The following is a 22309-nucleotide window of genomic DNA, read 5'->3' on the forward strand; positions in this document are numbered from 1 at the left end:
AAACCTTGAAACGCCTTGTTGTCTTCACGGTGATCCTGCTTGCCGCCGCCCTCGGCGCCTGGGTCTTCGCCACGCGCAGCCCGGCTTCTCCCTTCGACAACGACGCGCCCCCGGCCGCGCCGTTGCCGCCGGAGCCCGGCGAATATGTCGCGCGTCTCGCCGATTGCGTCGCCTGTCATTCGGTCGAGGACGGCGCGCCGTTCGCCGGCGGGCTGGCGATGGGCACGCCGATGGGCACGATCTTCACCACCAACATCACGCCCGATCGGGAAACCGGCATCGGCGGCTATACGCTGGCGCAGTTCGACAACGCGGTCCGCCGCGGCGTGGCGGCGGACGGGCGCCGGTTGTATCCGGCGATGCCCTATCCGTCCTATGCGAAGATGAGCGACGCGGATGTGCGCGCGCTCTACGACTATTTTGCCCACCACGTGCAGCCGGTGCGGCAGGCGAACCGGCCGGGCACCATTCCCTGGCCGCTGAACCTGCGCTGGCCGCTGGCCTTCTGGAACCTCGCCTTCGCCCCATCAGGAGTTTTCGTGCCCGATCCCGCGCGCGACGCGGCGTGGAACCGTGGCGCCTATCTGGTGCAGGGGCCCGGCCATTGCGGCAGTTGCCACACGCCGCGCGGCCTCGGCATGCAGGAACTGGCGCTCGACGAGCGCGGCGGCCGCTTCCTCTCCGGCGCGACGCTCGACGGCTGGTATGCGCCGGGCCTGCGCGGCGATCCTAACACCGGCCTGGGCCGCTGGAGCGAGGCGGAGATCGTTACCTTCCTGCGCACCGGGCGGAACCGCCATGGCGTCGTCTTCGGCTCGATGATGGAGGCGTTCAACAACTCCACGCAGTTCATGACCGATGACGACCTGCAGGGGATCGCACGCTACCTGAAGTCGCTGCCCGGCGATGCCGCCCGTGACGGCACGCCCTGGCAGGAAGATGCGGCCACGACGCAACTGCTCGCCGAGGGGCAGGTCCAGGGCGTTCCCGGGGCGCGGCTTTACCTCGTGCAATGCGCGCCCTGCCACGGGCCGGACGGGCGTGGGCGCGGCGAATGGATCTCTTCTCTCGCGGGGGCGAGTTCGCTGCTGGCACCCGATGGCGTCTCGGCGATCAATCTCACGCTCAACGGGTCGGGCCGGGTGGTGGCCGGGGGCATCCCGGATGCCTATCGCATGCCGGCGCTGCGGGCCCATTTGAACGATCGCGAGATCGCCGAGGTGGTCAGCTTCGTGCGCGGCGCCTGGGGCAACAGGGCAGCGCCGGTGTCCGCCGCGGAGGTCCGCACCCTGCGCGAACGAACCAATCCCGCCAGCAGCGAGGTCATCATCCTGAAGATGCGCTGAGGGGCACTGCACTCACAGGAGAGTCGGCAATGGACATCAGACGAGCGGGATCACAGCCTTCCGGCACGGGGCCGGCGGACTGGTTCACCGGTGCGGTGCGCATCGACCCGTTGTTCAACCCGCCCGACCCGGCGCGTGTCGCGATGGCGCTGGTGACGTTCGAGCCCGGCGCCCGCACCGCCTGGCACACCCATCCGCTCGGCCAGACCCTGATCGTCACGGCCGGCTGCGGCTGGGCGCAGCGCGAGGGCGGCACCGTCGAGGAGATCCGGGCCGGCGACGTGGTCTGGTTCGCGCCGGAGGAGCGGCACTGGCATGGTGCCACCGCGACCACCGCCATGAGCCACATCGCCATCCAGGAGAAGCTGCATGGCTCCGCCGTGGACTGGATGGAGCATGTCACCGACGCGCAATACCGGCGCTGAGCGCCGCGGCCCCTGAGGCTTACCCTGCCAGGGCGTCCTCGGCGTCGGGGGCGCCCGGGGCGGTGGCCCAGGCCAGTTCCACCAGCGTCACGATCCGCCGCCCGGCGCCGTCCATCTGGCAGACGATCAGCCCCTGTTCCTCGATGTAGTTCAGCACCCGCCGCGCCCGGCCCAATGAATGCGTGCCATAGGCGCGCGCGATCGCCGGGTCGCCCGGACAGGGCTGCCCCTCCCGCGCCGCGCGGGCGAGCATCAGGAAGATGCCCTGCATGTCCTCGGGCAGGATGGCGGCGCGGGCGGCGACATCCTGCCAGGCCTCGTCCTCGGCCATTTCGGCGCTGATGCCGGCGCGCGCGCGGGTCAGCATGCGGCGGAAGCCGCCGAGGTCCGGCACCCCGGCACCCAGGCCCTCGATGCGCCAGCGCACCAGGAAATCCTGATACAGCACGCCGACGGCGCGGAACCCGGCGTCCGGATCGGCCAGGATGGCGCGCAGGATCTGTTCCTGCCGCTCGCGCCGCTCGGCCAGCGCCTCGGGGCTCGGCGGGTCCTCGACCGTCTCGGCGCGGGTTTCCTCGGCCGGGGGGCGGGCGGCGGCCATCAACTGGCTCAGCAGGTCGGGCGCCGGCGGCGCGGGCGGGCGGCGCTGCGGCCGGGCGGCCTCGGGTGGGGGCGCGGCCAGGATCACCGCATGCGCATCCTCCAGCGGCGCCTCCGGCAGCGGCATCAGCCGCGACGGCGCGTTGCGCGGCCGCGTTTCGGTCGGGCCGATGCGGATGCCCAGCGGGCGGCGGGACAGCGCCGGGCCGAGCGCCACGAAATGCCCGCGCCCGAGGTCGCGGAACGCGTCCGCCTGCCGCCGCTCCATGCCCAAGAGGTCGGCGGCGCGCGCCATGTCGATGTCGAGGAAGGTGCGGCCCATCAGGAAATTGGATGCCTCGGCGGCGACGTTCTTGGCGAGCTTGGCCAGGCGCTGCGTGGCGATCACCCCGGCCAGCCCGCGCTTGCGGCCGCGGCACATCAGGTTGGTCATGGCCCCCAGCGAGAGCTTGCGCGCCTCGTCGGAGATCTCCCCGGCGACGGCGGGGGCAAACAGTTGCGCCTCGTCCACCACGACCAGCATCGGGTACCAGTGGTCGCGATCGACTTCGAACATCCCGCCGAGGAAGGCGGCGGCGCGGCGCAACTGGTTCTCGGCGTCCAGCCCCTCCAGGTCCAGCACGGTGGAGACGCGGTGAATGCGGGCCCGCTCGCCCGCGACCTGCAGCGCGTACTCGGTATGGGCCTCGGCGTCGATCACCAGGTGGCCGAAACGCTCCGCCAGCGTGACGAAATCGCCTTCGGGGTCGATGACGGTCTGCTGCACCCAGGGGGCGCTCTGTTCCAGCAGCCGGCGCAGCAGGTGGGACTTGCCGGAGCCGGAATTGCCCTGGACCAGCAGGCGGGTGGCCAGCAGCTCCTCAAGGTCGAGCGTCGCCGCGGCGCCCGCCTCCGTCTGTCCCATCCCGATCGCAACCGTCATCGTCCGAATCCCAGGCTCCTTCCGGGGGAGGGGTTACCAACCCGGCCGCCCCCCGTCGAGCGCCGCATGCCAGCCCGTCGCCCCTGGCGATGCCCGCAAGCCATTTTCGGATCACCCCCTGGTCCGCCTCGGAGAGCCCGCCGGAAAGCTCGTCTTCCAGCGCCTGCACTCGCGTCCGGCATTGCTGCAGCAGCGCCTGGCCGCTCGGGGTGAGCGCGATCCGCAGGATGCGGCCATGCACGTCGTGGGGCACCCGCTGCACAATCCCGCCGCGCTGCAGGTTGGCGACGATGACGCTGACCGTCTGCGGTGTCAGCAAGGCCAGCCGCGCGATATCGGCATTGGAGATCCCCGGATAGGCGTTCACCATCGTCATGACGGCGAATTGAGGCGGCGTGACATCCAGGTCCGCCAGTTCGCGATCCATGCGATGGCGATAAGCTCCCGCCGCCTGGCGGAGCAGATACCCGAGATACCCGTCTTCGCCGCGTTTGCCCTCCCCAGGGCCGGGGGGCTGTGCGGCGTTGGATGGCTTGCGCATGATATCAGTGCTCTGATATATTATTCGTGCTCTGATATTATCGGGCCTGATGGCGCCGCGCCATCGCCTTTGCCCTGGAGTCCGTTGCATGGACAAGACTCTTTTCCTCGCCGGCGCCGGCGGCGCCATTGGCAGAAGACTGGCGCCGCTGCTCATCGCCGAAGGCTGGTGCGTCGTCGGAACGACACGTTCGCACGCCAGGGCGGCCGAACTGGAGCGCCTCGGCATGCAGGCGGTGATCGTCGATGTCTTTGACGCGCCCGCGGTGAGCGCCGCGGTGATGGCGGCCGGGCCGCAGGTCGTGGTCCATCAATTGACCGATCTGCCGCCGGGGCTCGATCCCGCGCGCATGGCCGAGGCAACCGCGCGCAATGCCAGGATCCGGGAAGAAGGGACGCAAAATCTCGTCGAGGCCGCCCTCCGTGCCGGCGCCCGGCGCTTCATCGCCCAGAGCGTTGCCTTCGCCTATGCCGAAGGGAAGCTGCCCCATGACGAGGATGATCCGCTGGCCGTGCAGGCGGAGGGCCGCGCGGGGGTGTCGGCGCGTGGCGTGGCGAGTCTGGAACGTCAGGTCCTGGCGGCGCCCTTCGTGGGCATCGTCCTGCGCTATGGCCGCCTCTATGGGCCGGGAACCGGCTTCGACGCCCCGGCCGGTCCGGGACCGCTGCATGTCGATGCCGCGGCCTGGGCGGCGGTGCTGGCGACCGTCCATGGCGCCCGCGGCATCTACAACATCGCCGAGGATGACGGCACGCTGCGCGGCGACAAGGCCAGGCGGGAGTTGCACTGGTCTGCGGCCTGGAGGCCGGCGCCGTAAGCGCGAGGCCAGGCTTCGGCGGCGTGCCTAGCATTACAGTTGCATTTTTCGTTTCAGATGCGAGCGTTGTGCAGCGGCTTGGTGGGCGCGTCGCCAGAGCGACCAGGCGATAACGTGTGCGGGCTGGATGCGTCGTTGCGCAAGACGTGTGGCGACGCGTCGGATTTCCTGCATGGACCAGCGGATGAGCTCGGCAGGTTTGTTGCTGTCCGCAGGATTGTTTTTGGGGGTGGCAGGCAGTTGGCATGGTGGCGGATGGTCGCCAGCATGGCGAAGGCAAGCATCACCAGGGAGACGTGGCGGTGCCAACCGTGCCAGGACCTGGTTTCGTTGTGGTCGAGACCGAGCTCGTTCTTCGTGGTTTCGAAGCTGTCCTCGATCGTCCAGCGCTGGCCTTCGACGGTCACCAACCTCTCGATGCCGGTTCCGGCCGGGCACCAGGTGGTGAAGTAGGCATATTCGCCGTCGGTGATGTTGCGCCGGATCAGCAGACCGCGGGTCCAGAGCCCACTCTGGCTATCGTCGTATTCGGCCGCCTTGAGGTCGGCCAGTTCAAAGTAGGCCCAGTCATAGAGCCGCGCTCCCTTGGTGCCCGCGCCCGCCGAGAGGCGCTTCCAGGCGGAGGGGGCAAGATCCTTCGCAATGTCTTCGGCGGTGCCCGATATCTCCGGCTTGCCGATCCAGGACTGGAAGGTCTGGTTCGATTTGACGCCGAGCACGTAACCCTTGCCCGCCTTGCGCAGCGCCATCTCGATCTCGCCCACGCCGTAGACCGTATCCGCCGCCACCCAGGCAAACGGTACGCCTGCGGTAATGGCTCGCCTGATCATCTCCATCGCCAACCGCGGTTTGGTGGCAAAGCTCACCCCGGGCGGCACATGCGCGGCCGTAAGGCGCGCCGGGGAGTCGGTCCAGGCTTTCGGCAGGTAGAGGGCACGGTCGATGAAGGCGTGGCCATGGCGCGACACGTAGGCGGCGAACACCCCGATCTGGCAGTTCGTGATCTTGCCCGCCGAGCCGGTGTATTGCCGCGCCACCCCGCAAGACGACTTACCCTGCTTGAGGAAGCCGGTCTCGTCGATCACCAGCACCGCTTCCGGGTCGGCCAGCGTCTCCAGCGCATAGTCGCGTACAATGTCGCGCAAGGCGTCGGCGTCCCAGCGACCACGACCGAGAATGGCCTGTTGCCGCCAGGGGCCCGAATCGCCTGCCGCCTCGGCACGCATCCAACCGGTCTTGCGCCGCTCAGGCCCGAGCAACCCATCCAGGAACTGCCCCGCAGAGGCCGCCACCCGGTCCTGCGTGAACAGAGAACGCATGCGGGCTTTCACATCCCGCAGCGACGACGCCCAGAGTTCGAGCGTCGTCTCCATGCCTGCACTGCTCATCCGTTCCTCCCACCAGCGCATCACACATGGAGAGGGAACAGAAAAAAGCAACTGTAATGCTAGGTGCGCTTCCCGGGCCGGTCCGCGCGGTCGGGGGCGGCATCGCCGGGGCTCTTTTCCGGCGGGGCGGGAGGCGGGTGCAGATCCGGAATCCCCGCCACGGCGCCCCCCGAGGCATGGACGTCGAGAAGCCTGAGCGCATGGCCCAGGATCCGGCCCAGAAGCCGGCCGCATGTCTTCAGCATGGTCCCGCCGCTTTCCCTGATGAATATCGTTACAATATTTCAACTGTTTTGGATTGATATCCAGCTTGCACGAAGGTTGGAATCTGGCAACCTGATCCGCGAAGGCCGCAATGTGGCGATTTCGGAATGATAACGGGGGCCCGGATGAAGATGTCGCAGGAATGGCTGGTCTGGCGGTTCTGCACGATCGTCCTGCTGGCCCTGCCGCTGGCCGCGTGCACGACCTGGGTCAAGCCCGGCGCCGGCCCGGCGGCGCTGGATGCCGCGACCACCCATTGCCGGGCCGTCGCCTATGCTACCCTGCCGGCCAACATGGTGACGACGACAAGCCGCGGCGCCAGCTACGACGATCGCAAGAAATGCGAATGGTACAACAGCAGCGGCTGCATCAAAAGCGGCGATCAATACTACGCCGTCAACAAGACCACCACCGACACGAACAGTTCCGGACGCAGCGCCATTTTCCGCGACTGCATGTACCAGGACGGGTGGCGCGAGCAATGAATGTCCATCCGGGAACGATGTGAGGGATTGAATCTGCTGCGTCATCGGTCCGATGATTCCGCGCTCCCGCATCATCGCGTGCCATTCGCGGCAGCGCGAAATATTAACGTGTGGATGAAACAGGCCGGGGACGATGAATGGAATGTAATTTTTGATCCAGTGTGATGTTAAAAACCATACACTGGCATTGTCTGATTTCAGACGTGCCATTTTTTACTGGAATTAGGGGCTGGATATCACCTAGTAGGAGGCATGCATCCTCAAGCCCCGGAGAATGCCAAATGCATGAGCTTGCCGAAATTTGCGAAGCCGATGAACGGCGCGCGCGTTACCTGACTGTTGCGGCTATTGTCGTGCTGCCTGTTATCTGTATTGCAATTGCTGCAACAATAAGTAAGGCCATTACTTAATAACGGCTGATACTGGAAGGGCATCATCAATGCCCTTCCTGGCCGGTCGCGGGGCCGCGCCGCGCCAGCGCCAGCCAGGTCCAGCGCACGCCTTGTGCCCGGTTCTCCGGCTGGATCGAATCCGCCTCCCGCCGTCGCAGCAGCGTGAACCCCGACCGGGCCGCCGCCGCGATCGTCCGGTCCGGCACCACCGGAAACACGCGCCGTCCCGCGGACCCCGGCCCGTGGCGCAGCGACAGGATCACCCGCCCGCCGGCCGCCGCCAGCCGCGCGAGGCTGTCCATGGCCAGCGCCCGCGCCGCGTCGTCGAGGTGTTGCCAGACCCCGCACAGCACCACCAGATCGAACGGGCCGTGCTCCCGTGCCTTCGCCAGCAGCGGCAGCCGGTCATCCAGCCACTCGATCCCGGCCGCGCCGTGTCGCGCGAGGCCGGCCTCGCGCAATTCCCGGACCGGCTCGACCGCCAGGACGCGATGGCCCTGGCCGGCGAACCAGGCGGCGTCGCGGCCGGTGCCGGCGCCGATATCGGCGATCCGCGCCGGGGCGAGCGGCAACAGGTCGAGCACGGGGGCGTAGACCTGCTCCGGCACCAGCCCGTCGAAGCGGGCGATCAGCCCGGGCGTCGCGGCGGCGGCATAGCCATCGATGATGTCCTGCACGGCGACTCTCCGGGGAAAGCCAGGACTCTACCCCGCTCGCCGGTCAGGACAACGGTTCGATCTCGCCCGGCCGCCAGCTCTGGTCGAACCACGGCTCCAGCGGGCCATAGAGGCGCAGGATCGTGTTCCAGCCCTGGCCCGGCACGGTCTGCACCCAGTTCGCCTGCCGGCCTTCCGGCGCCGTGGGGCCGAAATACACGTCCACCGATCCGTCGGGATTGACCTCGAGCCCCTTGCTCTGGCTGCCCAGGCCGGGGAAGCGCTGGTCGGTCTGCAGCATGGAGCGCGTCTGGTTGCTGTAGAGGATGACCGACCAGAAATCCCGGACCGGGATCTTCGGCGGCAGATGCAGCCGGTAGGACTTGCCGCCATCCAGCGGCTCGCCCTTGGCGTCGCGCGCCGCCCACGCATATTGCGAGCCCCGGCCGACCATTTTCTCTTCCATCGCCGGCGTCACGCCGGTGGCCAGGAAGTAGTAGAAGCTGTAGGCGCTGAGGTTCAGCACGCCGGGCTGCGTCTGGAAACGGTAGCCCCCGATGAAGGGTTTCTGCCAGGCGCTGCCCGGGTAGTAGTACGCCTCGGGCTCGCGCGTGTGATAGGCGATGGCGCGGGCGGTGGCGTCGCCGACCGCGGCGGCCTCGGTCAGGATCTGCTTCATCCGCGCATCCGGGGCGAAGGGCTTGCCCTTCTCGATGCCGATCGACTGGTAGAAGCCCAGCCGGATCTGGTCCAGCGAGGCGGTGGGTTCCTCCTGCACGACCTGGTTCAGCAGCTCCCAGAAGCTGAAATCGGCCGGATTGACGATGTTGAAGGGCTTGCCGGAGAGATTGACGAAGGTCAGCTCCGGCGGACGCCTGCCGGCATCGGCCAGCGGATAGATGCGCAGCAGCTTCTTCGTCCGCTCGACCCCGGGTTCGGGGCTGCCTTCCTGCAGGAAGATGCGCCACGGGATCCACAGGTTGAAGGTCGGCGAATGCACCACGTGGTAGCCGTGCGGCACCGGCCCGGCATGGTCCGGCGGCAGCAGCAGGTACTTGCCGCCATGGCCCCGGTCGGGGCCGGTGATGCCGACATCGACCACCCAGCGGAACCAGATGTCGTTGACGGTGCCAAGGACTTCCGGCGGCACCTCGATCACCAGCGGGCCGTCGTGCAGGTCGAGCCAGGTCCAGGTGTAGACCGTGTTGTCGTTGAAGGTCAGCCCGACCGTGCGGGAATCCACCAGGTCGGCGAAGACCGGCACCACCCGGTTGGTCGGGCCGAGCCCGCGGATCGCGTTGCGGTCGGCGACCTGGCTCACCGCGGGGATGGCCAGCAGATAGGCCTGCACCGCCCGCTGGAAATCCAGGTTGTCGAACAGCTTCTGCGTCGATGCCGCGTCGGGGACGCCGTCGAGGAACTGCAGCGTGCCGAACCGGGTCTCGAGCGTGGGCGGCGCGGCCACGCCGGGGGGCAGCGGGGTCGAGAAGCGCAGGTCCGGCTGGGCCGGCGCGCCGGTCAGCGGCTGCGCGAGCGCAGCGGATGCGGTCGCCAGCGCGACCCCGAAGGCGAAGGCGGCCCGGCGGTGGAGGTGCTGCACGGCAAACTCCCTCGTTTCTGTGCCATTCCTGCGGCGTGGGCGGGACAATGCGCCTTCCTGCGGGGCGGCAACTATGCAGTTTCGGCCGGAAGGGCGGGGCAATCCGACGGTCCGGGGTGGACAGCCGGCGGCGGCGTGGGTGAAATCCATCGATGCAAAGGACTGGCACCATCGGCGGAGACAACGTGGCAGGGCAGGCGGCCCGCGACCGGCCCGGTCCGTCCGGCGCCGTCCTGGAGACGCCACGGCTTCGCCTGCGGCCGGGGGGCGAGGGCGACGTCGACGGGCTGTGCGCCGGATTGAACGACTGGGCGGTGGCGCAGTGGGTCGTCCGGCCGCCCTATCCCTACGAGCCCAGGGACGCGCTCGCGTATATCGCGCTGACCGCCACGGTCTGCGGCGCGGGGTTCCATCCCTTCCGGGTCATCGCGGCGCGGGACACCGACGCGTTGCTCGGCGGCATCTCGCTTGAACCCGATGGCGCGGGGGCGGTGCTTGGCTACTGGCTGCGGCCCTCGGCCTGGGGGTGCGGATACATGCCGGAGGCGGCCGGAGCCCTGCTCGCGGATGCGCGGCGGCGGCTGGCCGGGTTGGCCGAGATCCATGCCACCACGGACCCGGAGAATGCGGCCTCGCAGTCGGTGTTGCGGCGGCTGGGGTTCGCCTGCGTCGGCGACAGGCCGGCCACCGGCTGCCGGCGGGGGGCTTCGAGGTCCCTGGTGTTCGCCAGGCGGCTCTGACGCCGCCTGGCGCGCTGCGCCGAAGCGGCTGCCGGCGCGAACGGACAGCAACGCGGCTCAGATGATAGAATGCCTCACCATCCCGGTACCACGGAGTGCAGAGGCAATGAATTTCCTGAAGGCCAAGACGCCGGATAATCTGGAAATCTCGATAAACCCAAAACAAATTGCTGCTTTTGTTCAACTAAATAACAGCATGACTCGCATTATGTTTTCTGGTCAAAAAAACGATTTCGTCGATATCATGAAGGAGTACTGGGTAGTTACCCGTATGCTCGAAGATGTCGATGCGAAGTAGAAGATCATAAGCCTCATGCACCCTGGGCAGCATGTCCTGGCGACATGCAGATGCCTGACCTGTCATTGTCGGATAGGCTGCGTCATCAGGATACGATTGTAGGTAGTATTGTCGCCTGCCGGACGAACCGGATGGAGGGGCTTGCGTGCCCCGGCCCCGGCGACGCCGCCCGATGAACGGCGTTCCGGGATCTCCGCGCCCGGACCGTGGAGGTAACCGTCGTGGTCTCGGCCCTTTTCGCGCGCTTCCGGTCCGCGCCCCCCCGCACGGGCGGCGGCCCGCGGCTGGGGGCGTTGCTCGTCGGCCTGGCGATGGTGATCCTGGTGCCGGCGCTGGCGGTCGGTGGCGTCGCCACCTGGCATGCGGTGGAGGGCTACCGCGCCGCCGAGAAGGACCGGCTGCGCGACCTTGCCAGTGCCCTGGCCTTCACGCTGGACCGGCAGATCGTTGGCAACATCGCCGCCCTGATCGCCTACGCGACCTCGCCGGCCTTCGGCCCCGACGCTGCGTCCCCCGACCTGCCGACGCTTTACGCCCAGGCCCGCCTGATCGGCGAAGAGATTGGCGCGGCCATCTACCTGGCGCGGCAGGATGGCACCCGGCTGTTGACCACGCGCGAGCCGCTGGGACCGAAGCTGCCGCCAGTGGCCGCGCTGGCGATGGTCCGGCAGGTCTTCGCCACCGGACGCCCGGCCGTCGGCGAGATGGTCGTCGGCACGGCCTCGCATACCCACACCTATTCCGTCGGGGTTCCGGTGCGCGACGCCGCCGGTCGCGTGATGCTGGTCGCCGGCGCCTCGACCGAGGCGACCCGGCTGCGCGACCTGCTGATGGCGCAGAAACTGCCCGACACGGCGTATGCGGTGATCCTGGATTCCAGGGGGGTGATCGTCGCGCGATCGGACGGGCTGCACGAGAAGCTGGTCGGCCAGGGCGCCAGGCCGGCCAATATCAGCCGCTACGCCAGCCAGGAATGGGGCGTCTTCCGTGGCGTCGGAGCCAGGGGCGTGCCTCTTGTCATCGCCTTTCACGCCGTGGCCTCGGCGCCCGGCTGGACCGTCGTGGTGGCCGAACCGGCCGCCTCCTTCGACGCCGCCTGGCAAGTGCCGCTGCTGGGCCTTGCCGTCGGCGGGGCCCTGGCGCTGCTCCTGGGCGGCGGCCTCGCCCTGCTGGCGGCGCGGCGGGTGCTGCTGCCGGTCCGATGCCTCGGCGCGCATGTCCGCGGCGTCGCCAGCCAGTGGCGGCGCGGCATGCCGACGGCCGACACCGCCGCCGCCCTGCCGCCGGCGGGAATCGGCGAAATCGACGACCTGCGCCTGGGGTTCGCCGCGGCCGAGGCGGCCCTGCGCGACAGCGAGGAACGTTTCCGCGCCATGCTGCACGCGGTTCCCACGATGGCGTGGGAGGCCGATGCGAGCGGCAGCCTCACCTGGGTGAGCGATGGCTGGGAACGCTATTGCGGCCTGCCGGCGACGGCGCTGCTGGGCGCGGGGTGGCTGGCCACCGTCCATCCCGAGGAACTGGCCGAGGCCACCGGGCGATGGCGCGAGGCGATCCGCAGCGGCAGGGGCTACGTCAAGCGCCGGCGCATCCGCCGGGCCAGCGACGGCGCCTGGCGCTGGCACCTGGTGCATGCCCGGCCGATCCACGACGCCGGCGGCAGGATCCTGCGCTGGGTCGGCTCGGTCACCGATGTCCACGACCTGATCGAGGCCCAGGCGGCGCTGGCCGAGCTGAACCGCGCGCTGGAGCAGCGGGTCCAGGACGAGATCCTCGCCCGCGAGGCCGCGCTGGAAGGCGCGATGCGGGCGCGGCAGATGCAGGCGCTGGGGCAGATCGCCGGCGGCGTGGCGCACGAGTTCAACAACATCCTGCAGGCGGTGCAGGGCGCGCTGGCGCTGATCGAGGCGCATCCGGGCAATGCCGCCAAGGTCGGGCGCTGGGGCGCCATCGGCCGCGGCGCGGCGCAGCGGGGCGCGATCATCACCAGCCGCCTGCTGGCCTTCGCCCGGCAGTCGCAGTTCAGCGTGGAGCCGATCGACCTCGCGGCCATGCTGGGGGAACTCGGCGAGATGCTGACGCACATGCTGGGGGGCCATGTCGCGGTGCGGGTCGCGCTGCCGCCCGACCTGCCGGCGATCGCGGCCGACCGGTCGGAGCTGGAGACGGCGCTGCTCAACCTCGCGACCAATGCGCGCGACGCGATGCCGCGCGGCGGCACGCTGGTGATTGCCGCGACCATGACCCCCCCGGCCGAACCCCCCGGGGTGCCGCTGCCGCCCGGCCGCTATGTCCGCATCGATGTCCGCGACGAGGGAAGCGGCATGGACCCGCAGACGCTGGCCCAGGCCATCGAGCCGTTCTTCACCACCAAGGAAGTCGGCGCGGGAACCGGGCTTGGCCTGTCGATGGTGAAGGGGTTCGCCGAACAGAGCGGCGGGGCCATGGCCATCGAGAGCGAGGCCGGTCGCGGCACCACGGTCACGCTGTGGCTGCCGGTGGCGGGGGAAGAGGGGGCTCAGGCCTGCTCCGTGCCGTCCTCCGCCTCATCGTCCCCGCCGAGCCGCGGCAGGTAGATCCTGACCTCCGTGCCGTGCCCGGGCGTGCTCAGCAGCCGCACATGCCCGCCCGACTGGGCGATGACGCCGTGCACCTCGCTCAACCCCAGCCCGGTGCCCTGGCCGACCTCCTTGGTGGTGAAGAACGGCTCGAACACATGCGCCAGCACCTCGGGCGGCATGCCGCAGCCGGTGTCGCCGATGGCCAGCTCCACATAGGCGCCCGGCCGCGCCTGCGGGCCGGCCGCCGCCGCGTCCAGGCGGGTGTTGCGCGTGGCGATGCTCAGCCGCCCGCCCGCCGGCATCGCCTCGCGCGCGTTCAGCGCCAGGTTCAGCAGCACCACTTCAAGCTGCGCGGCGTCCAGCTCCACCAGCCACAGCCCTTCGGCCAGCACCGGACGCAGCTCGATCGCCTCGCCCAGCACCCGCCGCAGCGGCGCCGCCAGCGCCGCGACCAGCCGGTTGAGGTCCACCGGCCGTGGATCGAGCAACTGCCGGCGCGAAAAGGCCAGCAACTGCCGCACCAGCCGCGCCGCCCGCCCGACGCTGTCGCGCGCCTGCTCCAGCCCCTCCTGCGTCGCCTCCGCGTCGTCGCCCGCCAGCCCCAACTCCACCAGATCCAGCCCGCCCAGCACCACCGTCAGCAGGTTGTTGAAGTCATGCGCGACGCCGCCGCTGAGCTGGCCGACCGCTTCCAGCAGCCCCGCCCGTGCCGCCTCCGCCCCGGCCTCGCGGTGCCACGCCATCTCCGCTTCCAGCAGGCGGGTGCGCGCGGCCACCCGTGCCTCCAGCGTGGCATTCAACTGCTGCAGGGCGCGGTTGAGGCGATCGGCTTCCTCCAGCGCCCGCGCGAGTTCGCTCGCCCGCGCCGCGGCCTCGGCCCGCGCCGCCTCCAGCGCCGTGGCCAGGGCGGCCGCCCGCGCGCCGGCCTGGCGGGCTTCGGCGGCGCGCGCCGCGCTGATGCCGGCGAGGCTCTCCGCCCGCAGCAGCGCGGCCAGCAGGGGGAAGCCGAGCCACTCCAGCCCGGCCACGGTCAGCCCCGCCTCGCCGCCCAGCAGCAGCAGCACCGACCCGTCCGGCCCGGTCGCGGCGCGGCAGCCCACCAGGTGCCCCTGGTCGGGCCAGGCGACCTCCGCGCTGGCCTCGCCCGGGGCGGCGCAGCGCGCCAGCAGCGCCCGCCAGCCCGCGCCGCCGGGCAGGGTGGCGGGGAAGCCGGGGGCGGGGCGCAGCACCCCAAGCTCGTGGTCGGGGATCAGCACCAGCACCGCCTCCACCCCCCAGTGCGCCGCCAGCGCCGCCGCCGCGCGCGGGCGCTGCGCGGGATCGGCGAGGGCGTTGAGCAGGTGGCGGGAGGTGTCGGTCGGGACGTACGTCATTTCGGCAGGATGCAGACCACGGCTGTGCAGTTGTGGAAGCCCTCGAACTGGCCGTCGGCGCGGGCGAACTGGCCGTGGGTGTTGCAGCCGAGCAGCGGCGCGCCGATGCGCTCCCGCACCGCGGCGAGTTCGTCGGCGAAGCCGGCGCCGAGGCGGCGGCGCGTGGCCACGCAGTCGAAGAACAGGGTGATGCCCGGGCGGTAGCCGTCCAGCCCCGCCAGCGCCGCCCGCGCCGCCCGCCCGGCGGCGGCGACGGTCGAGGCGGCGGAGCTGCGCATGATGTGCACCAGGCTGCCCTGCGGCACCTCGGCGGCGCAGAGCAGGCCGCCGCGCGCATCGATCGCCAGCGGCACGCGCAGGCGATGGAAGCCGCCGGCCTCGATGCCGAGAACGTTATTGAGAAAGAACGGTCGCGGTGCCTGCCGGTCGAAGCACCTGCCGAGCCGCCCGGCATGCGCCTCGAACGCCTCGACAGCGGGCAGGCCGTTGAGGCCGGCCAGGCGCAGACCCTCGGATTCGGTGACGCGCAGCGCCGGGCCGGCCGGTTCCCAGCCATGGCCGACGCCGATGCCCAGCGGCTTGGGCGAGACGATCTCCAGTGCCACCGCGGCGTCGGAGACCACCTCGGTGCCGTGGAAGACGACGGTGTGGCGGAACCGGCCGTTGTCGCCGGCGCCGCCGCCGAAGAACTGGTGGCGGCCGGAAGTCGCCAGCGTCAGTTCTTCCAGCAGCAATTGGGCATGGCCGGCCAGGGCATCGGTCAGCACCAGCGCGGTGCGGCTGTGGGTGGGCGGCGCCTGGCCGTGGAATCCGGCGACAATGGCCCGTGCCGCCGCCGTCGGATCGCCCGCCATCCCCCGGCCCAGCCCGAGCGCGAAGCGCGCCTGCGGCCAGACCAGCGCCAGGGCGCAGGCGGTGCCCTCGGCCTGCGCGCCTTCGGCGAATTCCCCGGCCGAGGAGGCGCCGAGCATGGCCCGCGCGGGGCAGGTGTCGGCGAGCGCGTGCAGCAGGGCCGGGTGGTCGTGGCCGGGGCCGGCGAAGACGACCAGCGCATCCGCCGGGCCGCCGATCTGGTCCATCAGGTCGCGGCCCAGCATGCGGCCGGCGGCCGCGCTGTCCTCGATCCGGGTGAAGGCGGTGGCTGCCTGCATCGCGTGTCCGTTCCGCGGGCCGGGGCCAGGGCCGGCCCCGGCCGCCCTTTCAGCGCAGCACCTCGAAGAACCGGGTCTCCTCGTCCAGCCGCGCATGCTCCATGGCGCGGAAGTCATAGCGCGAGACGATGCCACAGACCCGGCCGTCACGGCAGATCGGCAAATGACGGAAGCCGGCGTCGCTGAACAGGCGCAGCGCGTCGATCGCGTGGTGCTCCGGTTCCAGGGTGACCGGCTCGCGCGTCATCACCTGGGCAAGGCGGGTATGCGGGGCGTCGCAGCCCTCGGCGAGGCAGCGCACCGCGTCGCGCCCGGTGAAGATGCCGACCAGATGGTCGCCCTCCTCGACGACCAGCACGGCACCAACCCGCCGCTGGTGCATGGCGGCGCAGGCTTCGGCAACCGTCGCCGTCGGGCCTGCCACAAGAGGACGCTGATCCCGTACGATCTCAGCCATGGCGCGATCTTGCATGATCCGCCTCCTCGCTCCATTCGATCCTGGCGAAGGGTAAACGCAGTCCACCACGGCGAGGTTGATCCACGGCAAGATCCACGGCGGGAAAAGCGTCACGGATTCTTGAGGGAAGGCGAGGGCTCTGCCCTCGACCCGCCGTCGTGCGCAGGCGCGCGGTCGCGCGACGGCCACAAGGCCCTTGGATCCCATTCTCGCTGCGCGGCAAGGAATGGGTTCCAAGGGCGAAGCCATTGGTGGGAGTCCAGAGGGCGAAGCCCTTTGGTGGGGTCTGGGGCGAAGCCCCGGCGGATCAACGCCTCGTCAGCCGCGAATAAAGCCCCCATGCGGCGGGTCTGCGCCCCGTGAACATTCACGGGAAACCGCAATCATGCCCAGCCCCACAGGGACTTTCGACCGGCGTGGCCTGCTGCGTTGCATGGCCTGGACCGGCACGGCCATGCTCTGGACCATCAGCGGCGGCGTGCCGCGTTCGCGCCTGCTCGGCCTGGGCACGGCCGCAGCGGCTGAGGGTGGCCTCAGTTTCGTGCAGATCAGCGACAGCCATATCGGCTTCGCCGCCGCGCCGAACGCCGACACGCCGGGCACGCTGCGCGAGGCGGTTGCGCAGGTGGCGCGGCAGAAGGGCGATGCCGCCTTCATGCTGCACACCGGCGACGTGAGCCAGCTTTCCCGGCCCGCGCAGTTCGACACCGCCGCGGAGATCATCCGCGGCGCCGGGCTCGACGTGCATTACGTGCCCGGCGAGCACGACGTGCTGGTCGATGACGGCGCGCCGTTCTTCGCGCGCTTCACCCCGCAGGCGCCGCGCGGCTGGTATTCCTGGGACCAGCAGGGCGTGCATTTTGTCGCGCTGAACAACGTGCAGGATCTCAAGGCCGGCGGCCTGGGGAATCTCGGCGCGGAGCAACTGGACTGGCTGGGGCGCGACCTTGCCGGGCGGCCGGCAAGCCAGCCGGTGGTGGTGTTCGCGCATGTGCCGCTCTGGCTGGTCAGCGAGGCGTGGGGCTGGGGCACCGATGACGGCGCGCAGGCGCTGGCGCTGCTACGCCGCTTCGGTTCGGTGACGGTGCTGAACGGGCACATCCACCAGGTGATGCAGAAGGTTGAAGGCACCATCGCCTTCCACACCGCCTGCTCGACGGCGTTCCCGCAGCCCGCGCCGGGGACGGCCGCCTCGCCGGGGCCGATCCGCGACCTGCCCGCCGGGCGGCTGCGCGCCACGCTGGGCGTGACGCGGGTCGCGCGCGTCGCCGGGCAGTCCGGCCTCGCCGTCATCGACACCCCGCTCGGCGCCTGATGCGGGTGCCAGGGAGAAGTGCCATGCCGCAAGTCCCCGCCTTTTCGAACATCGCCGCCCTGTCCGGGCTTTTCCTCGCCGTGGCGCTGGCCGTCACCGTGCCCGTGCCCGTGCCCGCCGCCGCCGGGGAGGAGGCGCAGGTGACGATCGACAACTTCACGTTCTCGCCGGCCAGCGTCACCGTGGCCGCGGGCACGCGCGTGACCTGGACGAACCGTGACGACATCCCGCACACGGTCACTGGCAGCGACGAGCCGCGCGTGATGAAGTCACCGCCGCTCGACACCGGCGATACCTTTGCCATGACCTTCGACCATCCCGGTACCTATCGCTATTTCTGCTCCCTGCATCCGCACATGCAGGGCGTGGTCGTCGTGCGATGAGCGCGCAGATCATGGTCGTGCGATGAGCGCGCAAATCATGGTCGTGCGTTGAGCCTGCGCGGGCGCGGGGCGACGGTGGTGACCGGCGTCGTTGCCGCGCCCGCCGTGCCGGAGCCGGGCGGGTTCGAAGCCCTGGTGCTGCCGCATTTCGACGCGGCGTACAACCTGGGGCGCTGGCTGATGCAGGACGCCGCGCTGGCGGAGGACGTGGTGCAGGAGGCGATGCTGCGGGCCTTCGCGCATTTCGCCTCCTACCGCGGCGGCGATGCGCGGGCCTGGCTGCTGCGGATCGTCCGCAACGTTGCCTATACGGCGCTGGCCGCGCGCCGGCGCGGCGCGACGACGAGCCTGGATGCCGGCGCCGGGCCGGACGGGGACGGCGAGGCTCCCGCGCTGCAGGTGCCCGATCCGGCGGACGATCCGGAAACGCGGCTGGCGCGGCGCGAGGCGCTGGCCGGGCTGGACCGGGCACTGGCGGCGTTGCCGGTTGAATTGCGGGAATGCCTGGTGCTGCGGGAGCTGGAGGAGCTGTCGTACCGGCAGGTGGCGCAGGTCACTGGTGTGCCGGTCGGCACGGTGATGTCGCGGTTGTGGCGGGCGCGGCGGGCCTTGCTGCAGGCCCAGGCCGAGGGGGGGACGGGGTGATGGCCGAGGCATGTCCGGAGATGCGCCTGCTGATCCAGGCCGATGTGGACGGCGAACTGGCGCCCGCGGAGGCGGCCCGCATCGGCGCGCATGTCGCGGCCTGTCCCGGCTGCGCGGCGCTGCAGGCGCGGCTTCTGGTGCTGTCCGGGCGCCTGCGCGATGAGCTGCCGTATCACACCGCCCCGGAGACGCTGCGCCTCGCCGTGCGGGCGCGCGTTGCCGCCGCCGCCCCGGTGACGACGGCGCGGCCGGCCGTGCCGTGGTGGCGGTTGCTGCGGCTGTCCTGGACCGCTCCGGGGCTGGGCTTTGCCGCCGGCTTTGCGCTGGCGGCCGGGCTGCTGCTGGTGCTGCCGCGCGGCGACGCCGGCCTGCTGTCGGACAGCGTGGTCGCCGGCCACCTGCGTGCCCTGCAGCCGGGGCACCTGACCGACGTGGTGTCTTCCGACCAGCACACGGTCCGGCCGTGGTTCGCCGGCCGGCTGGACTATGCGCCGCCGGTGAAGGATCTCGCGGCGGCGGGGTTTCCGCTGATCGGCGGCCGGCTGGACGACCTGACCGGGCGGCCGGTCGCGGCGCTGGTCTACCGCAGCGGGCCGCATGTGATCGACCTGTTCGTCTGGCCCGATGCCGCCCGCCCGGACCAGGACCCCGTCGCGGGCAGCCATCTCGGCTACAACGTCCTGCGCTGGCGCCGGGGCGGGATGGCGTTCTGGGCGGTCTCTGACCTGAATGCACAGGAACTGGCCGGGTTCGCGCGGCTCTGGCAGGAAGGGGCGGACATGCCCTGATGGCGACACCAGATCCGGCATGACGCCTCAGGAAACCGCGCCGAGGCCCGTGGACAGAAGAACGGCCACCAGCAGGCCCAACATGGCGGCGCCGATGCACAGCGCCGCCACCCAGCGATCGCCCGTTTCGGCCAGTTGCCCGACGACGCCGCCGATTTCGGTGATCGTGGGAATGGCCGCCAGGATGCCCGTCGTGGTGACCGCGACGAAAACCGCCAGGGCCATGCGGTCTTCCCCGGCGGCGAACAGGGGCCAGGCCGAGCCGATGTCGATGGCGGCGGGAATGACGCCCAGCAGGCCGAGGAAAGCGGCGGCGGCGAACAGCGTGGTCCTCATTGTGCGATGATCCATGGTTCCGGTTGCCGCCCGCGAGGGAAGCGCATCCGGACGGCCGCCGCCGTGACCTGCGTCACAGGGCCGGCCGCCGTCCGGTCAGGCGGTCGCCCCCCGCCTGCCTTCAAGCCCCGCGTTGCCTTCGGGCCGCGTGGTGCCTTCCGGCGACGTGGTGCCTTCGAGCAATGCCGTGATCCTGTCGGCAAGATCGGCGATGCCGACCGGCTTGCCCAGCAGCGAGAACGTCGCCGACATCGCGCCCTGCATCGCCAGTTCGACGCCGTCGTCGACATGGCCGGTCAGCAGGATCGCCGGCAGGCCGCGGCGCCGCGCCTGCGCCTCGCGGATCAGGGCGATGCCGCTGATCCCGGGCATCAGCAGGTCGGTGACCAGCACGTCGACCGCCTCGCCCGCGTCCAGCCGCGCCAGCGCCGCCGGGCCGTCCCCGGCGGTGGCGACGACGAAGCCGGCCCGGCGCAGGCCGATGGCCAGGCTCCGCAGCAGGGGGGGCTCGTCATCGACCAGCAGCACCCGCCAGGCGGTCCCGGCGCGGGCCGGGGAGGTGGGGTCCGGCTCTGCCGCCTCCGCTTCCTGGCCGGGCGCCGGCAGCCAGAGCGAGACGGTGCAGCCTTGTCCGGGCGCGCTGTCGATGACCAGCGCGCCGCCGGATTGCTCGGCGAAGCCGCGGGCCATGGGCAGGCCGAGCCCGGTGCCGCGGCCGCGCGGCTTGGTGGTGAAGAAGGGCTCGCAGGCGCGCGCCAGCGTCGCCTCGTCCATGCCGGGGCCGGTGTCGCTGAGCGTGAAGCGGACATAGGCGCCCGGCTCCAGCGGCAACGGCGGCGCCGCGTCGGTCCCGACCGTCTCCACCGCGGCGAGGATCGTGAGCGTGCCGCCCTCGGGCATGGCGTCGCGGGCATTGACGGCGAGGTTGATCAGCGCCGCTTCCAACTGGCCGCGATCGGCCAGCAGGACCGGCAGGCCGGGTTCCACCGTGAAGCGCAGCACCACCGTGCTGGCCAAAGTGTGGGTCAGCACCTCGCGCATGTCATCCAGCAGGGCGGCGGGGTCGATGGGGCCGGCGCGCAGCTCGCCGCGGCGGGCGAAGGCGAGCAGCCGGCGGATGATGCCATGGCCGCGCTCGGTTGCGTCGGAAATCATGCCGACGCATTCGCCGACGCCGTTGTCCCCGCCCGCGTCGCCGTCGATCAGCGCCGCGCAATTGCTGATGATCTGCAGGATGTTGTTGAAGTCGTGCGCGATGCCGCCGGCGAGCTGGCCCAGTGCCGCCAGCTTCTCGCCCTGGCGCATCGCCTGCTCCGCCTGCTGCTGCTCCGCCGCCGCGCGCGTCAGGGCGGCGGTGCGCTCGGCCACCAGGCGTTCCAGCTCGGCATGGCTGCGCGCCAGCGCCTCGCGCGCGGCGACGGCGTCGGAGATGTCGGTGCCGGTGGCGAACCAGCGCGTGATGGCGCCGCTCTGCGGGTCGCGCACCGGCACCGCCCGGCCGAGGATCCAGCCATGGCCGCCATCCGCCCGGCGCAGCCGGTATTCCTGCTCGAACGCCTGGCCGGTGGTCACGCTGTGCCGCCATTGGGCCAGCACGCGGTCGCGGTCGTCGGGATGCAGGATGAAGGCCCAGTCGTCGTCCGTCCGCTGCTCCGGCGGGATCCCGGTGAACTCGTGCCAGCGCTGGTTATGGTAGTCCGTCATCCCGTCCGGCCGGGCGGACCAGACGAGCTGCGGCATGGCATCGGTGATGGCGCGGAACCGTGCCTCGCTCGCGCGCAGCGCCGCCTCGGCCTGCTTGCGCGCGGTGATCTCCTCGGAAAACAGCATCAGCCCGCCGACCGTCCCGTCCGCCCGGTGCCAGGGCGTCATCTCCCAGCGCACCCACTGCACGCGGCCGTCCGGGCGCCGGAACGGCTCCTCCTCGGCCGAGAGGGTTTCCCCGGCGAGCACGCGCCGGTTGTTGTCCCGCCAGTGCGAGGGTATTTCCGGGAAGATGTCGTAGTGGCTGAGGCCGATCAGCGCGTGCGGGTCCGGCACCTGCTCCAGCGCGAAGTCGCGCAGGAAGCGGCGGCTGATCGCGAGGTAGCGCATGTCATGGTCGAACATGGCGATGGCGGCGGGGGTGCGGTCCACGAACAGCCGCAGCAGCTCTTCCTGTTCCTGCAGGGCCGCCTTCGCCTCGAGCAGGTCGTGGACGTCGTTCGCCGTCCCGAGCCAGCGCAGGATCTCTCCCTTCGCCCCGCGCAACGGCACGGCCCGCACCTGGTGCCAGCGCCAGGCGCCGTCGCTGCCCCGGCGGATGCGCTGGCGGGAGACGAAGTCGGATCCGCTCCCCATCGCGTCCCGCCAGAGCGCCTGCACCCCGGGCAGGTCGTCGGGATGGATGGTGCTGGCCCAGCCTTCGCCCGCCATCTCCCCCGCACTCCGGCCGACATAGTCGAGCCAGTTGCGGCTGGTCCAACTGTTGGCGCCCGACGCTTCGGCCTCGAACAGCAGGCTTGGGACGAACTCGGCCAGCACCCGGAAGCGCGCCTCGTTTTCGGGCAGGGGCTGCGCGCGCACCTGCGCCGCCGGAACGGTGCCGGCGCCGGCCTTGCCGGCCCGCCAGCGGTTGATCCCTTGCAGGATGCGGGCAACCGGGCGGCGGTTCAGCCATGCGCCCAGCAGCCCCGCGGGTCTCATGGTCCATCCGGTGAAGTGCAACGGCAGGATCGCCAGCAGGCATGGCCACGAGCTTCTCATTCGGGGTTCCGCTTCGTTGAACACGGCGGCATCGCGTGCGCCGGTATCCCGCCCTGGTTGGCCCCGCCCTGGTTGGCCCCG

22 protein-coding genes and 1 pseudogene are annotated in these 22309 nt (G+C 70.9%); 12 read left to right on the forward strand and 11 right to left on the reverse strand.

Going from position 1 to position 22309, the window contains the following annotated elements:
• Positions 1 to 5 precede the first annotated feature (5 nt).
• Together NBY65_RS18370 and NBY65_RS18375 are read left to right on the forward strand one after the other, a co-directional pair.
• Positions 6 to 1346, forward strand: coding sequence for a c-type cytochrome (locus NBY65_RS18370; protein WP_150041723.1), 1341 nt, complete (start codon positions 6 to 8; stop codon positions 1344 to 1346).
• Between the two features lie 29 nt (positions 1347 to 1375).
• Positions 1376 to 1771, forward strand: a complete 396-nt coding sequence (locus NBY65_RS18375; protein ID WP_150041722.1) for a (R)-mandelonitrile lyase — start codon at positions 1376 to 1378, stop codon at positions 1769 to 1771.
• 19 nt (positions 1772 to 1790) lie between these two features.
• Here the strand turns inward: NBY65_RS18375 and NBY65_RS18380 are convergent, their stop codons facing one another.
• Both NBY65_RS18380 and NBY65_RS18385 read right to left on the reverse strand, forming a co-directional pair.
• Positions 1791 to 3293, reverse strand: a complete 1503-nt coding sequence (locus NBY65_RS18380) for an ATP-binding protein (protein WP_150041721.1) — start codon at positions 3291 to 3293, stop codon at positions 1791 to 1793.
• Positions 3232 to 3834 (reverse strand): MarR family winged helix-turn-helix transcriptional regulator, encoded by a 603-nt coding sequence (locus tag NBY65_RS18385; protein ID WP_150041797.1) that lies wholly within the window; start codon positions 3832 to 3834, stop codon positions 3232 to 3234. Before NBY65_RS18385 ends, NBY65_RS18380 begins: the two co-directional genes overlap by 62 nt.
• 88 nt (positions 3835 to 3922) lie before the next feature.
• On the opposite strand from NBY65_RS18385, the gene NBY65_RS18390 reads away from it, so the two are divergent.
• Complete coding sequence (locus NBY65_RS18390) at positions 3923 to 4651, forward strand: NAD-dependent epimerase/dehydratase family protein (RefSeq protein ID WP_150041720.1); 729 nt, start codon at positions 3923 to 3925, stop codon at positions 4649 to 4651.
• Between the two features lie 209 nt (positions 4652 to 4860).
• On the opposite strand, the pseudogene NBY65_RS18395 reads toward NBY65_RS18390, so the two are convergent.
• Together NBY65_RS18395 and NBY65_RS18400 are read right to left on the reverse strand one after the other, a co-directional pair.
• A pseudogene (locus NBY65_RS18395) lies at positions 4861 to 6039 on the reverse strand (IS701 family transposase); the annotation flags it as partial.
• Positions 6040 to 6098: 59 nt separating this feature from the next.
• The gene (locus tag NBY65_RS18400; protein ID WP_250265693.1) at positions 6099 to 6284 is read right to left on the reverse strand and encodes a hypothetical protein; all 186 of its coding nucleotides are present in this window, start codon (positions 6282 to 6284) and stop codon (positions 6099 to 6101) included.
• 144 nt (positions 6285 to 6428) lie between these two features.
• Here NBY65_RS18400 and NBY65_RS18405 point away from each other — a divergent pair, with 144 nt between their 5' ends.
• Both NBY65_RS18405 and NBY65_RS33850 read left to right on the forward strand, forming a co-directional pair.
• Positions 6429 to 6788 carry a hypothetical protein gene (locus NBY65_RS18405; RefSeq protein WP_150045597.1) on the forward strand — a complete coding sequence of 120 codons (360 nt, stop codon included), beginning with the start codon at positions 6429 to 6431 and terminating at the stop codon, positions 6786 to 6788.
• A 281-nt stretch (positions 6789 to 7069) separates the two neighbouring features.
• The gene (locus tag NBY65_RS33850) at positions 7070 to 7198 is read left to right on the forward strand and encodes a hypothetical protein (protein ID WP_275266345.1); all 129 of its coding nucleotides are present in this window, start codon (positions 7070 to 7072) and stop codon (positions 7196 to 7198) included.
• Positions 7199 to 7224: 26 nt separating this feature from the next.
• Here NBY65_RS33850 and NBY65_RS18410 read toward each other — a convergent pair whose 3' ends face one another.
• Both NBY65_RS18410 and NBY65_RS18415 read right to left on the reverse strand, forming a co-directional pair.
• Positions 7225 to 7857: a class I SAM-dependent methyltransferase gene (locus tag NBY65_RS18410; protein ID WP_150045598.1), complete on the reverse strand. Its 633-nt coding sequence runs from the start codon at positions 7855 to 7857 to the stop codon at positions 7225 to 7227.
• Positions 7858 to 7900: 43 nt separating this feature from the next.
• Positions 7901 to 9436 carry a DUF1254 domain-containing protein gene (locus NBY65_RS18415; protein ID WP_203330750.1) on the reverse strand — a complete coding sequence of 512 codons (1536 nt, stop codon included), beginning with the start codon at positions 9434 to 9436 and terminating at the stop codon, positions 7901 to 7903.
• 152 nt (positions 9437 to 9588) lie between these two features.
• Between NBY65_RS18415 and NBY65_RS18420 the strand changes: the two genes are divergently transcribed.
• The 3 genes from NBY65_RS18420 to NBY65_RS18430 all read left to right on the forward strand — a co-directional run bounded on the left by NBY65_RS18420 (position 9589) and on the right by NBY65_RS18430 (position 13050).
• Positions 9589 to 10176 carry a GNAT family N-acetyltransferase gene (locus NBY65_RS18420; protein ID WP_150045600.1) on the forward strand — a complete coding sequence of 196 codons (588 nt, stop codon included), beginning with the start codon at positions 9589 to 9591 and terminating at the stop codon, positions 10174 to 10176.
• A gap of 106 nt (positions 10177 to 10282) precedes the next feature.
• Positions 10283 to 10474, forward strand: a complete 192-nt coding sequence (locus tag NBY65_RS18425; protein WP_150045601.1) for a hypothetical protein — start codon at positions 10283 to 10285, stop codon at positions 10472 to 10474.
• Positions 10475 to 10695: 221 nt separating this feature from the next.
• Positions 10696 to 13050 carry a sensor histidine kinase gene (locus NBY65_RS18430; RefSeq protein ID WP_150045602.1) on the forward strand — a complete coding sequence of 785 codons (2355 nt, stop codon included), beginning with the start codon at positions 10696 to 10698 and terminating at the stop codon, positions 13048 to 13050.
• Here NBY65_RS18430 and NBY65_RS18435 read toward each other — a convergent pair.
• From NBY65_RS18435 to NBY65_RS18445, 3 genes are read right to left on the reverse strand one after another with little or no spacing between them, the layout of a single operon-like run.
• The gene (locus NBY65_RS18435) at positions 12993 to 14408 is read right to left on the reverse strand and encodes an ATP-binding protein (protein ID WP_150045603.1); all 1416 of its coding nucleotides are present in this window, start codon (positions 14406 to 14408) and stop codon (positions 12993 to 12995) included. The genes NBY65_RS18430 and NBY65_RS18435 overlap by 58 nt on opposite strands.
• Positions 14405 to 15559 carry an FIST signal transduction protein gene (locus NBY65_RS18440; RefSeq protein WP_150045604.1) on the reverse strand — a complete coding sequence of 385 codons (1155 nt, stop codon included), beginning with the start codon at positions 15557 to 15559 and terminating at the stop codon, positions 14405 to 14407. Before NBY65_RS18440 ends, NBY65_RS18435 begins: the two co-directional genes overlap by 4 nt.
• Positions 15560 to 15608: 49 nt before the next feature.
• Positions 15609 to 16031: a CBS domain-containing protein gene (locus NBY65_RS18445; RefSeq protein WP_150045605.1), complete on the reverse strand. Its 423-nt coding sequence runs from the start codon at positions 16029 to 16031 to the stop codon at positions 15609 to 15611.
• A 370-nt stretch (positions 16032 to 16401) separates the two neighbouring features.
• On the opposite strand from NBY65_RS18445, the gene NBY65_RS18450 reads away from it, so the two are divergent.
• Genes NBY65_RS18450 through NBY65_RS18465 form a run of 4 tightly spaced genes read left to right on the forward strand, consistent with a single transcriptional unit; the run spans position 16402 to position 19147 of the window.
• Positions 16402 to 17331 (forward strand): metallophosphoesterase family protein, encoded by a 930-nt coding sequence (locus tag NBY65_RS18450; RefSeq protein ID WP_150045606.1) that lies wholly within the window; start codon positions 16402 to 16404, stop codon positions 17329 to 17331.
• 23 nt (positions 17332 to 17354) lie between these two features.
• Entirely contained in the window at positions 17355 to 17714 is a 360-nt protein-coding gene (locus NBY65_RS18455) for a cupredoxin domain-containing protein (RefSeq protein WP_150045607.1), read from the forward strand.
• Positions 17715 to 17762: 48 nt separating this feature from the next.
• The gene (locus tag NBY65_RS18460; RefSeq protein ID WP_203330751.1) at positions 17763 to 18359 is read left to right on the forward strand and encodes a sigma-70 family RNA polymerase sigma factor; all 597 of its coding nucleotides are present in this window, start codon (positions 17763 to 17765) and stop codon (positions 18357 to 18359) included.
• Positions 18359 to 19147, forward strand: a complete 789-nt coding sequence (locus NBY65_RS18465; protein ID WP_150045608.1) for an anti-sigma factor family protein — start codon at positions 18359 to 18361, stop codon at positions 19145 to 19147. The genes NBY65_RS18460 and NBY65_RS18465 overlap by 1 nt, the downstream gene beginning before the upstream one ends.
• Before the next feature lie 27 nt (positions 19148 to 19174).
• Here the strand turns inward: NBY65_RS18465 and NBY65_RS18470 are convergent, their stop codons facing one another.
• Positions 19175 to 19483, reverse strand: coding sequence for a hypothetical protein (locus NBY65_RS18470; RefSeq protein ID WP_150045609.1), 309 nt, complete (start codon positions 19481 to 19483; stop codon positions 19175 to 19177).
• 96 nt (positions 19484 to 19579) lie between these two features.
• Positions 19580 to 22228 carry a PAS domain S-box protein gene (locus tag NBY65_RS33855; RefSeq protein ID WP_284347516.1) on the reverse strand — a complete coding sequence of 883 codons (2649 nt, stop codon included), beginning with the start codon at positions 22226 to 22228 and terminating at the stop codon, positions 19580 to 19582.
• Between the last annotated feature and the right edge of the window lie 81 nt (positions 22229 to 22309).

The organism is Rhodovastum atsumiense, assembly GCF_937425535.1.
GTDB classification, from domain to species: Bacteria; Pseudomonadota; Alphaproteobacteria; order Acetobacterales; family Acetobacteraceae; genus Rhodovastum; species Rhodovastum atsumiense.